General features: G+C 36.1%; 13 protein-coding genes and 1 pseudogene. All 14 read right to left on the bottom strand.

Features of this window, described 5'->3' with window-relative positions; genetic code table 11:
* A pseudogene (locus tag ESZ47_RS08170) lies at nucleotides 1-275 on the bottom strand (signal recognition particle-docking protein FtsY); the annotation flags it as partial.
* A gap of 70 nt (nucleotides 276-345) precedes the next feature.
* Complete coding sequence (smc, locus tag ESZ47_RS08175; protein WP_148606465.1) at nucleotides 346-3,900, bottom strand: chromosome segregation protein SMC; 3,555 nt, start codon at nucleotides 3,898-3,900, stop codon at nucleotides 346-348.
* Nucleotides 3,897-4,580, bottom strand: a complete 684-nt coding sequence (rnc, locus tag ESZ47_RS08180) for a ribonuclease III (RefSeq protein ID WP_425280132.1) — start codon at nucleotides 4,578-4,580, stop codon at nucleotides 3,897-3,899. The genes smc and rnc overlap by 4 nt, the downstream gene beginning before the upstream one ends.
* 130 nt (nucleotides 4,581-4,710) lie before the next feature.
* Nucleotides 4,711-6,078, bottom strand: a complete 1,368-nt coding sequence (glmM, locus tag ESZ47_RS08185; protein ID WP_148606469.1) for a phosphoglucosamine mutase — start codon at nucleotides 6,076-6,078, stop codon at nucleotides 4,711-4,713.
* Nucleotides 6,079-6,080: 2 nt separating this feature from the next.
* Complete coding sequence (locus ESZ47_RS08190; protein WP_148606471.1) at nucleotides 6,081-7,169, bottom strand: CdaR family protein; 1,089 nt, start codon at nucleotides 7,167-7,169, stop codon at nucleotides 6,081-6,083.
* Nucleotides 7,166-7,987 (bottom strand): diadenylate cyclase CdaA, encoded by an 822-nt coding sequence (gene cdaA, locus ESZ47_RS08195; RefSeq protein ID WP_148606472.1) that lies wholly within the window; start codon nucleotides 7,985-7,987, stop codon nucleotides 7,166-7,168. Before cdaA ends, ESZ47_RS08190 begins: the two co-directional genes overlap by 4 nt.
* A 6-nt stretch (nucleotides 7,988-7,993) precedes the next feature.
* Entirely contained in the window at nucleotides 7,994-10,090 is a 2,097-nt protein-coding gene (locus ESZ47_RS08200; protein WP_148606474.1) for a Na+/H+ antiporter, read from the bottom strand.
* 3 nt (nucleotides 10,091-10,093) lie between these two features.
* Complete coding sequence (murB, locus tag ESZ47_RS08205; protein ID WP_148606476.1) at nucleotides 10,094-10,972, bottom strand: UDP-N-acetylmuramate dehydrogenase; 879 nt, start codon at nucleotides 10,970-10,972, stop codon at nucleotides 10,094-10,096.
* Nucleotides 10,973-11,099: 127 nt separating this feature from the next.
* A complete protein-coding gene (ndk, locus tag ESZ47_RS08210) occupies nucleotides 11,100-11,513 on the bottom strand; it encodes a nucleoside-diphosphate kinase (RefSeq protein ID WP_148606478.1) in 414 nt (137 codons plus the stop codon).
* A 63-nt stretch (nucleotides 11,514-11,576) separates the two neighbouring features.
* Nucleotides 11,577-12,098 carry a YehS family protein gene (locus ESZ47_RS08215; RefSeq protein WP_148606480.1) on the bottom strand — a complete coding sequence of 174 codons (522 nt, stop codon included), beginning with the start codon at nucleotides 12,096-12,098 and terminating at the stop codon, nucleotides 11,577-11,579.
* Between the two features lie 184 nt (nucleotides 12,099-12,282).
* Entirely contained in the window at nucleotides 12,283-12,510 is a 228-nt protein-coding gene (locus tag ESZ47_RS08220; protein WP_148606482.1) for a CsbD family protein, read from the bottom strand.
* A gap of 142 nt (nucleotides 12,511-12,652) precedes the next feature.
* Nucleotides 12,653-13,321, bottom strand: coding sequence for a hypothetical protein (locus ESZ47_RS08225; RefSeq protein WP_161595285.1), 669 nt, complete (start codon nucleotides 13,319-13,321; stop codon nucleotides 12,653-12,655).
* A gap of 2 nt (nucleotides 13,322-13,323) precedes the next feature.
* Complete coding sequence (locus ESZ47_RS08230; RefSeq protein ID WP_148606485.1) at nucleotides 13,324-14,847, bottom strand: glycosyltransferase; 1,524 nt, start codon at nucleotides 14,845-14,847, stop codon at nucleotides 13,324-13,326.
* Nucleotides 14,848-14,922: 75 nt separating this feature from the next.
* The coding region (locus tag ESZ47_RS08235) for an LPXTG cell wall anchor domain-containing protein (protein WP_148606487.1) at nucleotides 14,923-15,490 on the bottom strand (568 nt) is incomplete at its 5' end.

A 15,490-nucleotide genomic window follows, 5' to 3' on the forward strand; every position in this document is an offset into this window, starting at 1 on the left:
GTTTCTGTTTCTGTTTCTGTTAATTCTGAAATATCATTTTTTTGTTTGTCAAGCGCTTCTTGCCAAATCTTTGCTTCTGTCTCATTAACTAACCCAACTTGTTCCATCATTGGTTGTGCAAGGGCTGATGTGCTTTCTGATGATGAATGGTTACGTTCACTAGTAGAAGCAGCGTCACTTGATTCAGACTCACGTAATATTTCTGTGGATTCTGATGCAGGCTGCTGTTCAACCGTTTCATTTTTCTTTTTACGGAAAATATCAAATAATCCCATTTATTTCTCTCCTAATCCAAATAAATCACATACTTCTAAACGATTACTTATGCTTTAACATATGATATCACTAAGAAACTGCTTCCGGTACTTTATCCAAATCAACTGCGACCATTTTAGATATTCCTGCCTCTTGCATCGTCACACCATATAATAAATTGGCATTCATCATTGTCCCTTTACGATGTGTAATGACAATAAACTGCGTATCGCCAGCAAAATCACGTAAAAATTTAGCAAAACGTCCAACATTTGTTTCATCTAAGGCAGCTTCCGCTTCGTCTAAAACAACAAATGGCACAGGACGTACATGTAAAATGGCAAATAATAATGTAATAGCTGTCAAGGCTTTTTCGCCACCAGATAATAAACTCATTTGTTGGAATTTCTTACCTGGTGGTTGTGCAGTAATATCAATACCAGTTGTGAGTAGATGTGATGGATCAGTCAGGCTAATTTCTGCACGACCACCACCAAACATTTTTGTATAAATATCTGAAAAATGATTAGCAACAGCGTCGAATGTTGCTTTAAAACGTACCTGTACTTCTTGATCCATTTCATCAATAGTTTGCAACAACGTCTCTTTAGCTACATTCAAGTCATCCCGTTGTTGTGTCAAAAATTCAAGACGTGTTTTTACAGCTTCATATTCCTCAATTGCGCCAAGGTTAACTTGACCTATTTCATCTAGACTACGTTTCACAAGTCTTAATTGTTCAGTTATATTTTGAAAATTCATCTCAGCTACTGTTTGATACAAAAATTCTACATCACCAATATCGTATTGTGTTAATAATTGTGTTTGTAAATTCTCTACCTGTGTCTGTAAACGAGCCAAATGAGCAGCAGATTGACTTTGTAACCCAACGGTACTTCTCAAGATATCTTGTTGTGTAGCAAATTGATCTTCCAAAGTAGTTATTTTGTCGGTTAAGCCAGTTATTGTTGTATTAATGCCATTATATTCATTTTGAGTTGTTTCAAGTTGACGTGAAATATCATCAATAAGTAATTGATTATCAACATTAGTTTGTGCAGTTGCCAACTGTTCATTTAAGGTAGTCAAACTTTTTTGTACAGTGTCGTATTCCTGTTGTAACTCTTCACGTTGGCTGTTAAAAATTTTTAATTGGCTACTAATACTATCAAATTGTGCCTTGATAGTTGCAAATTGAGTTTGCAAAGCCGATTGTTCTTCACGAGATGATTGCGATTGGACTGAAATTGCCTCCAGTTCATGAGATAGCACATCAGCCTGTTTTTCTTGCTTTAATTTTTGTTGCTCAATAGTGATAATTTTAGTATCGTATGTTTTAATCTGTTGCTGGAGTTCTTTCTGTTGACTATCGATTTCTTTTATTTCATATTGCAATGCCTGCACTGCACGTCCTTGTTGGTTAATGCCATCTTGCCTACGCGACAATTCATAATCAACTTTCTTAGTACTGTTTTGTGCATGCTGTAGTGCTTCTCTTGTAGTTACTAATTGCCCTTGTAATTGCTCAATATCAGAACGTTTTTGCTGTAAATTCTCTTCAAATTTAGTTGATTTAGTAGATAATTCTTCAGCACGTCGGCTCAACTTATCAATATCTGCCTGACGCCCCAACAGGGTTGTACCACGTTTTTGCGTTGCACCTCCTGTCATGGAACCACCAGCATTAACAATTTGTCCTGTTAAACTCACGACACGAAAGCGGAAATGACCTCGTTTGGCAATTTCAGTAGCAGCATCTAAGTTCTCAGCTAATACTGTAGTACCTAAAATGTAAGCTTTAATTGCTGACATTTCTTTAGGCATTTCAACTAGATCTGAAGCAATCCCTATAAATCCAGACATATTTTCGACTAGTTCAATCCCATTTAATTGACGTGGCTTTATGGTATCCATTGGTAAAATAGTCACACGACCAGCACGATTTTTGGTCAAATAAGAAATAACTTGCTTTGCTGTTGCTGTTTTATCTACAACCACTTGTTGTAGTACAGCACCTAATGCTGTTTCAATAGCTACTGTATAACGACTAGGAACTGTCAACAATTCAGCAACAACACCTTGAATACCTTTAAACTTAGCTAACACTTGTGGCTTCAATAATGCACGTACACCTTGATAAAAACCAGCATATTCATCTAGTGAATTGAGTGCATCTCGCTGACTACGAACTTTATTCAATTCGTCTAGCGCCTGATACCATTTTTGTTCCGCAATCTTGTAGTCTTTAGATGAGGTATCAAGTCGTTTCTGAAGTTCCACAACATTTTGTTCTAATGATTTAGTATTTAATATTTTTGGTTCATCTGGTTGATATTTTTCAAAATCTACTTGTAGTGTTGTTAATTTTTTTCTCTCTTCATCAATACGTGCATTCAAGATATTTTGTCGGTTCTTTAACTGATTTAAAAGCTTTTCATCATTTTTCCGCGTGTTGTTCAAGGTCGCAATATCTTGCATTGTTCGAATATACTCATGGCGATTTGTATCGATTTTTTCTTGTAAACCTTGTTGTAATTCAATTTGCAAAGTTGTATCAAATTGTGCAATTTTTGTCTGCACATTCGTTTTACTAAACTGTAAATTGCTTTTTTGCTCCATCAAATCGTTGATTTGTTTGTCTAACTGATGTAAACGATTTTTCAGATCAAGATTCTGTGTCTGCGCAGACAAAATATCTCTCTTCAATGTTGATATTTGTTGTACGCTTAAATTTTTAGCACCGATTAAACGTTCACGTTTTTGAGTACAATCAAGAATATTTTTTTGTAATTCATCACGTAATATTTGTGCACTGGTCCGTTCCTGGCGTTTGTCAGATAACTCCTTATTGATTACGTCAAGTGCAACCTTAGTCTGGTTAACTCGTTTATCATGTTCTTCAACCTCCTGTGTGGCTTTTGCAATTTGATTATTCAAATCATGAATTGATAGGGCTAACCGCGCTTTATCCAAAGTGTCGAAACGTTCTTTTTGTGCTAAATAATCGGTTGCCTCAGCAGCCTGTTGGGCTAATGGGTCGACCCGATTTTTGATTTCGTAAATAATGTCTGCCACTCGTGATAAATTATCACTAGTTTGTGTCAGCTCTTTTTGTGCTTTGTCTTTATTTTGCTTGTACTTATAAACACCAGCAACTTCTTCGATAATACCCCGTCGTTCTTCCGGCTTTGCATTAAAAATACTTTCAACACGTCCTTGCGATATTATTGAAAAACTTTCTCGTCCTAATCCTGTATCCATAAATAATTCATGAATATCACGTAACCGGCTTTCAATACCATTAATTTGGTAAGAACTTTCACCTGACCGATAGAGTTTTCTCGTAATACGAATCTCATTAAAATCGGATTGTACATAGTGATCCGAATTATCAAAGGTTATTGAAACTTCTGCACGATTTAAAGCACCACGTTTATCCGTACCACCAAAAATAACGTCGGACATTTTCGTCCCACGTAAATCTTTGGCAGATTGCTCACCCATCACCCATTGAATGGCTTCAATGATGTTTGATTTTCCTGAACCATTTGGCCCAATAATACCGGTCATTCCTGGCATTAATTCAATCATTGTCTTGTCAGCGAATGACTTAAATCCGCTAATTTCAAGTGATTTCAGTTTCATAAGTTGACATTATCTTCCAGTAATTTTAGCGCCGCTCGTGCTGCAGCTTTTTCAGCATCTTTAATCGATTTTCCTTCTCCACGAGCTAATTCCTTGCCATCTGCCGAGACACTAGCCTCAAACAATTGTGTATTATCTGACATTTGTTTTTCTTTTTCAGTATGATAATCGATATCAACTGAACCCTTAATTTGCAATCGTTCTTGCAATCGACTCTTAAAATCAATGAAGCGGTCGAAGAATCCTGTATCAATTGCAGCAAATAATGTTTGGTTTAAAAACTTTCTGACATTATCGGCCCCTTGATCAAGATATAGGGCACCGATAAAGGCTTCCCAGATATCTTCAAGGAGAGAATCACGATCACGAGCCCCACTCATTTCTTCGCCCTTACCAAGTCGAATACCTTCATTTAAACGTACCATACGTGAAAAATGGGCAAACGACCTTGTTTGAACCATCGCAATACGCATCTCTGTCAGTTGGCCTTCATGCCAATCTGGATATCTTTTAAATAAATACTCAGCAACTAGCATCTGCATAACAGAATCACCGAGAAACTCCAGACGCTGATAATCACGACTCTTGTCTTCAGGGTGCTCGTTGAGGTAATTGCGTTGTGTGAGGGCTTCCATTAATAAGCTCTCATCATTAAATACAATATTAAATTTTGTTAAGATGTGTGATTTAAAACTATCTTGTGACACATTATTTTCCTTTTAAAGCGTAGTCTATGTTCTATTATATCAAAAAAGTGACTACACTTTCCGAAAAGTTACAGTCACTATCTTTTGAAATACGAAATAAATATTATAATTCAGATTTTTGACGCACAACATCAGCAATTGCTTCAGCGTATTTTTCGACCAACTCTTGTGTTGGTGCTTCAACCATTACTCTCAATAAAGGTTCTGTACCAGATGGTCGAACCAATACGCGACCATCTCCTGCCATTTGTGTTTCTATTTCGGCAATTTTAGCAATAACATCTGGATCATGCTGAATTGCAACCTTATCATTAACCACGACATTCACTAACTTCTGTGGATAAATTTGTACAGGTGCGGCTAATTCGGATAATCTTTTGCCCGTTTCCTTCATAACATACAATAGTTGCAAAGCAGTTAACAAGCCATCTCCAGTTGTTGCCCAATCTCTGAAAATAATATGTCCAGATTGTTCACCGCCAAGATTATGATCAGATTTAATCATTTCTTCCATCACATAACGATCACCGACGGCTGTTTTAATACTAGTCATCCCATTTTCAGCCAATGCTTTGTAAAAACCAATGTTACTCATCACAGTTGATACAACAGCATTGTGTTTGAGGCGCCCTTGCTCATTTAAGAACTTTCCAGTGATAAACATAATTTTATCACCGTCAACGATGGCGCCATTTTCGTCAACAGCAATCAAACGATCACCATCGCCATCAAAAGCCAGTCCTGCTTGAACATCATTTTCTTTGACAAGTTCTGCGAGTCCGCTGGGGTGCGTTGATCCTACGCCATCATTGATATTTAAACCGTTAGGTTCTGTACCTAATGTCACAAAATCCGTCCCTAGGTCTGCAAACAATCTTGCTAGTAAACCACTGGTAGCACCATTAGCACCATCTAGAGCAACTCTCATACCATTAAGATCTGTTGGAATTGTTTTCTGTAAAAATTCTAAATACTTTTGGACCCCTTCTGGATAATTATTAACTACGCCAAGACCCTCAGCACTGGGTCGTGGTAAGCTGTCTTCTGATTCATCGAGCAATTGTTCAATTTCAAACTCTAGTTGATCAGATAACTTAAAACCATCATTTCCAAAAAACTTGATTCCATTATCTGCTGCTGGATTATGCGAAGCAGTAATCTGCACCCCTGCATCTGCTTCTAAGTTTTGGACTAAGAAAGCTACAGCTGGTGTTGTAATTACACCCAAACGTAACACATCAATTCCTACAGATAAAAATCCCGCAATAATTGCCTGTTGAAGCATTTCTCCAGAAATACGTGTATCACGTCCAACAATAACGACTGGTTTTTTGTCATTGTTATTGGCATGTTTTGTCAAAATCGCACCACCTGTGCGACCTAAACGAAAAGCCAGTTCAGGCGTAAGTGTTTTGTTGGCAACACCTCTGACACCATCTGTTCCAAAATATTTAAGATTAATTTCTGACATATCTACTGTCCTTCAGTTTTTGATGTTGTACTTGTACTACTCTCTGTACTACTAGTACTGCTTGTTGAGGTAGTTGAAGTTGATGATGAACTACTACTAGAAGATGACGTACTCGTAATCGACGACGTACTACTAGTCGTTGTTGGGGTAATAGTCACCTTCACACTTGTCACGTTATATTCAACTATTCCTGTCTGTACAGGAACTTTAATCGTGCGAGTAGTTTTACTACTAATATCTGTCACATCTACGGGTATATTAATAGTGTCTATCGATTTAAGTATATCAGATGATCCATAGGCCGTCACCGTTTTTGGATCAAATGTAACGCTATAGTCATCACTGTTACCATTTTTTATTGTTGCACTCAAATTTAACTTTTTACTATCTTCCGGCTCAACATCTAATGTAATATTAGCTGTTTTATCACTGAAATTAACTTCAACTGCATTGCCATCTTTATCACGCGCAACTAATTGAACAGATTGTGTAATAGACTTCTTGACATTATTGTCCAATGTGACTTTAGCATCGATATAACTAACCGCCTCAATATTTGCCTTAGGACCTGAAATAGTTACGTTTTTCGGATCTGATACCGTATCGTTTACTGCATATCCTGTTGCAACTTTACTCTTATCAAAATTAACTTGTACCGGTAATTTTGCTGATTTCTTTTGGGCAATAGTAACAGTAACTGTTTGTGGTGTTATTGTAGAAGTTAATGAAGAATTCACACCTCTTAAAGCAACTTTCACATTGTGTTTTCCCACACCTAAACTACGTAAATCGACGCTCGCTTGTATATCATTATGACTCTGTGCAGCAGTCACTAGTGGACCTGATCCTTCAATACCAACTTTAACTGTGGAGGGAGCACCAATAACAACATACTTATCAGAATCAACTTGTAGGTTCAGTGGCACTTTCAAGGTTGCTCGTTTCTCCGGAATTAATGTCGAAAAATTTGTAGAACCACCACTGCTTGTCGAAGTTCCTTGCTTAGTACTAGAAACATATGTGGCAAGTAATATAGCGATTACCAGCGAAACCACCAAATTAACGATTTTAGACTGTCCAATCTTTTTCATTTAGAACGTCCTCCAATCTTTTGCCACCAATGATTATCAGTTCTTTCTTCAACTTGCACTAAGAACTGATGTTCAAAAAAATTCATATATGATTCTTGATCCATATTTCTCAGTAAATCGCCAGCCTGTGTAATCGAAATCTCTCCAGTTTCTTCAGAAACAACAACTGTAATGGCATCACTGGCTTCACTAATTCCCACGGCAGCACGATGACGTGTTCCTAACTCCTTCGGAATACGTGTACTTTCTGATAACGGTAAATAGGCTGCCGCAACAGCAATACGATCATCATCAATAATGACAGCTCCATCATGTAATGGTGTATTAGGAATGAAAGTATTGATTAGTAATTGGCCAGTAATATAAGCATCTAACTTAATACCTGTTTTAATATATTCATCTAAACTACCATCACGCTTTATCGTAATTAACGCGCCAATTCTACGCTTAGACATATATTGTAGAGCGTCGTCTAAACTTTTGATGAGTTGATGTTCTTTAGAATTATCAATGCGTGCACGTCGAATCACAAGACGGCGTCCTAAACTCTCTAATCCACGTCTGATTTCCTGTTGAAAGACAACAACAACAGCTATTGGTGCCCACGTAATTAACTGATCCATAATCCACGAAACAGTTACCAAACCAATGTACCAACTAACTACTTTGACTAGAATAACAATACCTACACCAAACAGTATCTGTAATGCACGTGTACCTTCCACAAATTGAATTAATTTATATAGTAAAAACCAAATAATAGCAATATCAATTACGTGCATTAAATTATTGAATGTAAAATATACTAATATGTTCATAATTAACTACTCTTCATCCCTTCCTGCTAAAGCAGCTGTTTCAGCATAATTGATAAATTGTCTAATATTTATACCGGCTTGCCTAGTAATACGTTGTTGTTCATAGAGTTGTTGAATTGTTTCTCGTTCTACATTCAAAGCCTTTATCTCTAACTCCATTCGATATTTATCGTCCAACTCACGCTGTCTAGGTGAATCAGGATGGCGTTCTTTTTCAATTTGATTACGATAATAAATAATTAAGTCATACGCTGCTTGACGTTCCATTCGATGTGAAACCGTATCACCTGTATACTTTGCCATATAGTCAGATAAAGATTGAATTGCTTCTTTAGCCATTTCACGATTTGCCATAGAACTCTCTGCTTGAAACTGATCTGTTGTTTCATCTGATAGCCAAATACGAATACTCCTCAGTGTCCGACGCCATAGTATGATAATCCATTGTGTAGACAAATGATAATGCTTATTAGATTCAATCATATTTTCTAAGTGGTCTAACTTTCGATTTTGTGAAGAGTATGTTAACGTTGAAATTTTTTCATCGGCAAGCAGCTGTCGCAAACAGTTACGTTGCGCCTCTAAAGCAATATGACGTAATTCTCGACCATCTTCAATATTAATTTGATGATTATTTTTTTGATTCAATTGTTGATATATTTGATCAACTATCTTTTGTTTTCGACTAATCAATTCGTAGACAATAATTCTATTCTTATCGTTTTGTTGCTCCCTAAGAACTTGTATACCGACACGAATAGAAAAAATACGCGCCTGTGCTTCAGTCAAATCATTTTTAGATTCATGTGTATCTGACGAATCAACTTCTCCTACTTCAGGTTGGGTAAAATCATGTGTTGTACGTTTCTTAGTAACAATTGGTAACATGATTGTTGCAACCAAAAGACTCATAATTACAACAACAGCTGCCACGAATACCAGTAAATTTCGTTGCGGAAATGTTGATCCATCGGCAATCGTTGCGGGTACTGTTAAAACAGCAGCCATCGTAACCGCGCCGCGAACTCCAGTCAATCCTGAAATAATTGCAGTCTGAAAAGAGATTGTCCGCTCTTTATGTTTTAGGTGATAAGTAATTTGAGAACCATATGCCCAGAAAGTACGTATGGCAAAGATAATAAACCACACTGCTACACCATAAAAGATTGCCAAGCCAGTATGTACTTGCGTGCTTCGCACAATACTATCCATTGCAACAGGTAGCTCAATCCCCAACAATATGAAAATCGTACCGTTTAGCAAGTAAACAAAAACTTCCCACGTACGAACCGTGACAATATTAATTTCAGGTGATCTTTCATTAACATGTTGGTCACTTAAAATTTTTGAAATAATCCCACCAGCTACTACAGCAATAACACCTGATGAATGAAAAATATCTTCGGCAACCCAATAAATAACAAAAGGCATCAACAGCGTCACTACAGTATGAAACACCACGTCATTTAATCCTACACGATCAAAAGAATCACGTAACCAACTAACAAAACTTCCTAAAACAAGTCCAATAGCTAAACCAACAATTGTCATCCAAAAGAAATTTCCAACAGCCTCGCCAATTAAAAAGGTACCTGCAACAGTCGCCTTGATAGCCGTATTAAAACTAACTAGTCCACTAGCATCGTTAATCAAACTTTCTCCAGCAACAATGTGCATCACATTCTCAGGTAATTTAACACGTCTGGCAATGGCTTGAACCGCCACAGGGTCAGTCGGTGAAATAACCGCTGCCAAAGCTAAAGCCACTGATTTAGGTAATTGTGGCATCAACAGATGCATAAAAAATCCACCAACTAAGGTTGTCAATATCACTAAAATAATAGAGTTCCCTAAAATTGGCCCTCTTAATTCCCATAACTCACGCTTTGGAAAACGCCAAGCATCATTAAACAACAACGGGGCAATAAATAGTAGCATAAACCACGCCGAATCCACTTCCACATATATACCAAAAGCTAAAGCTAAAAATATTCCAATCACAATTTGAAACAAGCTAATTGGAATTTCAGGTATAAAATGTGAGACAACATTAGACACAGTTACCGCCACAATTAATATTACAATTAATTCTAGTAGTGCCATGGCTTATCGCTCTCCCATTATTCTAACTTCCGTTTCCAAGTGCACACCAAATTTGTTATAAACAGTTTTTTGCACATAGTGAATTAAATCTTCATAGTCGTTCCCTGTACCATGGTCGACATTCACCATGAAACCAGCATGCTTCTTTGACACTTCAATTCCACCGCGACGGACTCCTTGTAAATTGGAGTCCATGATTAATTTGCCAGCAAAATAACCTTCTGGTCGTTTAAAAACCGAACCATTAGACGGATAATTTAACGGCTGTTTATTAGCCCTTTTGAAATTATTTTCATCCATATGACGCTTGATTACACTGTAGTTATCAGCAGTTAAATCAAATGTTGCACTAAGAATAATACCGCCATTTTGTTGAAAAACTGATTGCCGATAGCCAAATGCTAACTCATTTATACCAAATGTTTGTAACGTACCACTTGGCATTAATGCAGTTACACTGGATATAACCATATCTGCTTGTCCGCCATAGGCGCCCGCATTCATAAATACTGCACCACCGACTGTACCTGGGATACCAGCACCCCATTCTAGACCACTTAACTGATTTTCCAATGCTTTTTCAGCGACCCAAATTAAGTCAGCGCCTGCCGCAGCTGTGATACTGTTTTTGTCAACTGTGACTTCTTTTAAATCCTGTAACAAAATTGACAAGCCACGTAATCCGCCATTGCGAACAATTAAATTAGATAAACGACCGAAGACATGCACCGGAATAGCTAGTTTTTGTGCCCAATTAACTAACAATTGTAATTCCTGAATATTTTTTGGTATTGCCAAATAGTCAACTAAACCACCCGTCTGCGTATAAGCATATGGTGCTAATGATTGATTTTCTAATATTTCAATATTTCCTAATTGCATTTAATTCTTTCTCCAAGTCCATATATACTATTTTACCAAACTTTAGTAGCACTTTAAAATGATGTTAAAATACATGTTTTTAATAAAAAATTCAAAATAAAAAGCGCTGTGGCGCTTTATCAAAGTATTATGAAAACCACAGACTAATTTCATATTCTGCTGCAGTAATACTATCTGATCCATGAACAATATTTTTGATCGCATCACCTGACCACTCACGTCCTAAATCACCTCGTATTGTGCCAGGAGCCGCTAAAGTTGGATTAGTTTCTCCCATAAGCATTCGCCAACCGGTAACAATATTTGTTCCTTCGCCAATCATTGCTACAACAGGACCTGAAGTCATATAGCGTACCAAAGAAGGATAAAAAGGTTTGTCCAGATGTTCAGCATAGTGCTTAGCTAACAATTCATGCGTCGGTCGTACCATCTTTATTGCCGTGATAACATATCCTTTATGCTCAATTCTCTGGATAATTTCACCGATTTTACCTCGCGCAACACCATCAGGTTTAATCATCATAAAAGTTCGTTCTACCATCTGTGTCTCCTTGCAAACATGTTCTTAATTTAATTGTACACACAGATGAAACCGTTTACAACACTATTTATGAGATGCTCTTTTTACATCCTTAGGACGATATTCTATCGCCATTCCCTTTAGGATATTGCGCAGATAACGATCCCCAGCAGGCTTATAATTACGATGATCAGGTCGACGTAATATCGCACTCAATTCACTGTTGGAAATTTTAATGTCTGCCGATTTCAAAAAACTAATTAAATCATCACTTGTATAGCCCATTGCAATTTTTAATTTTTTAATGACAACATTGTTAATAGCCGCATCATTAACCATATCAAATGTTGGTGGCACAGGCTTCAAATCAGCACCAATTTTTTCACCACGTTGCGAAATAATTAGCCCATTCATAAATGACTCCAGTATTTCTCTATCAACCTTTTCGTCACGTTTAGTATCTTCTGCTTGTTTTGTCAGCAACACATGCAGCTGTTCTTCATCAATCGTTAAACCACCAAATTGGAAAATTTTAATCATGTCAGTATTTTTGATATTTAATGCATATCGTAAACGAATAATTATATCATTATTATTAAGTGGCATTCTTGTAAAACCTTATTAAACAGTAATAAATGTCAGCTAGCGCTGCAAACATATTAACTATTTTTCCTTTGTTTTCTTTTTTAAAAACAATTCTAAAATAGAATCGCTCAATGTACATACGTTTAATTATACCATACAAAAAGACTGGCTCGAATTTCTGCCAGTCTAAACAACTTGAGTATATTTAGTTTTCTGAAGGTTTTTTCTTATCTTTCAATGCATCTTTAACAGCTTCAACATCATCATGCGCAACGTCTCGAATTTTCTGCACATCATCTTTTGCTTCGCCTTTAATATTTTGCACTTTACCTTCTATTTCACGTGTTTTATCACCAGTAATCTTGCCTTCGATTTCTTTCGTTTTGCCAGCTAATTGATCCTTTGCATTATCAAACTTTTCTTCAAATGACATATTGTTCTCCTTCAATCTTATCTAATTCAGTGTGGTAAGTATAACGTAATTGTATGCATATTTAAAACAATATGCATATATAATAAATTTTAGAATTGAAATAGATCATTTGGATGAATGTACAGAAAATTGAATGCTACTTTCAATAAAAATGACCTTTTTGGACTTTTCGAGTTTTAATGTGACTATTCAAAGTAGGTAATTCATAGCTTATAATTTCTGTAACATTCTGATTTTTATTGATAACTTTATAAAACTCTTGAAACTGCCAATCCCAATATGAATTATAAAAAGATTGTTCATTATGATCAAATAACATCATCCCTGTTTCAGTTAATTCATTGTTCATTCGCTGCCAATAAATTTCTATTTTTTTATGAGTTCCAATGAATCGATTAGTTATTGGATCTCCCTTATCATCATAAATCACTTGTTGCACTAACCCAGTACTCCTGAAATGATCAACACTAACAATTTTTTGATATTTGTCATAATTATATGTTGTTTGTACACCAAGGTCTTCGTTGGCTAAAAATATTTTATTAACTATTTGATCATTAAAATTTTTAAATTCGAATTGATGCTCTCCAGAAACTGAACTATAATTTAAAATTTGATATTTTGAGAAAGGTAAATTTGTTAATTCAATATGTCCATTACGATGACGCGTAAAATCATACAAATTCACTTCGTTCTCTCGAGACTCATAAATAATATCTGAAGTCCACGTTATGAACAAGACGGACTCCGTTTGACGATTTTGCCAACTTTCAAGTTCTTCATTTATTTCTTTAGCTACAACTATTTTCATAATCAATAAATCTTTTCTAACAGTTTTTCCCATAGATGCCATACATTTCTGTCACTATATTTTTTTATAGCATGTTGGCTGTTTACAGAATATTTTTGCAAAGTATCTTCTTTGTTTTTAAACAATTCAACAATTCTTATGGACAAGTATTTTACATCATTAGCAGTAATTAGTTCTCCATTAACACGATTTTCAATGATATCGTCAGGACCATAATCAATGTCGTAACAAATTGAGGGGGTCTTTCCTATTTGTGCCTCAAAAAGAACCATCGGTAAACCTTCATGAACCGATGTCAATAAATGTAATTTGGCATCCGACATACGTTTCTTCATTTTTTCATTGTCAGTAAAGCCTTTGAGTTTTACAAACTCCTGAGCATTTTCCTTATCAATTAATGCTTGCAATTTAGTTTTTTCAGCCCCTTGACCCCATATTTCCAAATGTATTGAAGGTATGCTCTGTCGGGCAAATATTATCGCCTTTATTGCATGATCAACTTGCTTGGTTTGATCAAGTCTGGCTGAAACAATAACCAAGCCATCTTCTTTATCTTCCCAGTTAATTTTGTGATATTGTTCAATATCTTGTTTAGAAAACCAGTTTTCGGGAATAGTATAAACATTTGATTTCTCTTTTCGTCGAAACAAATCTATATCTTGTTTTTGTCTTGCGGTTAGAGCAATTATGCCACTATATCTTTCTTGGTTTAGAATAGGATAACTATATCCTATTCTTACTGGCTGATGATCTAAAGTAGAGTTTACCTGAATATTATGCAACTGAATTAATAACTTAGTATTAGGTCTTTGATTCAATCGACTAATTTTAGCAATAGTATTCGTGTTAAACAAATCAGAAATGATCAAATAATGTTTATTATTCGAAGTATAATAAATTAAGCCTTCCAGCATTAAATCATTTACATTGTTGAAAACCTGCACTTCATTATTATCACGAATCCAATCAATTCGGCGAATATTATTAGAACTTTGAAAATGGTAAATAATTTTTTTAATACCATTACTACTAAAATGTTCTCTCCGTGCAACATACAATTTGTTTTTGACACTGTCATAACTAAAATAAGAAAAAGTTGACAAATATCCTCTCCAATCATAAGAATCAGTGCGTATCGGGTTGTGGTTTTTATTATAGTAAGTAACACTCAACAATCGACCATCCGGATATAGCCGCCACACAAAATATGACTGATTAGGACTAATACCTCTTCTGTTTTCAAAATCAATCGTATATTGTTTTTCTTTCTGCATTATAAATTTTTTCAAAGCGTTTTGCTCATTAACAAAAATATTATCTGCTAATATATCTGTTAGATCAAGAAAGTTAATGATTTGATTTGGAAAATGATGCGCTAAATAATAACGATTGGTTATAAAATAATTTGTTGTAATAACTGTTGTATTAATGTTATGTTGTTGAAATAACTCCATTCTCTTATTAACAGCGTAACTAGCGCCTGATAATGCTTTTGCATAATACGTATTCAAAAAAATAGCTTCCATAATTGTTTGTTTCCTATGTACAAGAATCCATTTACTTTTAATGGATTCTTTTATTGTGTTCAGTACTAAAAATACTTAATTTTTACGTCTTTTAAAGCTGACTCCGATAATACTCCCGATAATGCTCAACAACGATAACCAAATACTACTATTCGTATTGTTGGCGTTGGTATCTGGTAATTTACCATTTTCTTGCCTATTCTCCGTTATACTTTTAGTTGTATTTTTTGAGGTGCTCTCAGAAACACTTTCTGGTGTGCTTTCAGGAACACTTTCCGGCGTACTCTCGGGAACACTCTCTGGCGTGCTCTCAGGAACACTTTCCGGTGTGCTCTCGGGAACACTTTCTGGCGTGCTTTCGGGAACGCTTTCTGGCGTGCTTTCAGGAACACTTTCTGGCGTGCTTTCGGGAACGCTCTCTGGCGTGCTTTCGGGAACGCTTTCTGGTGTGCTCTCGGGAACACTTTCTGGCGTGCTTTCAGGAACACTTTCCGGCGTACTCTCGGGAACACTTTCTGGTGTGCTTTCAGGAACACTTTCCGGCGTACTCTCGGGAACACTCTCTGGCGTGCTCTCAGGAACACTTTCCGGTGTGCTCTCGGGAACACTTTCTGGCGTGCTTTCGGGAACGCTTTCTGGTGTG

It is taken from the genome of Leuconostoc litchii (assembly GCF_008107645.1).
Lineage (GTDB): Bacteria > Bacillota > Bacilli > Lactobacillales > Lactobacillaceae > Leuconostoc > Leuconostoc litchii.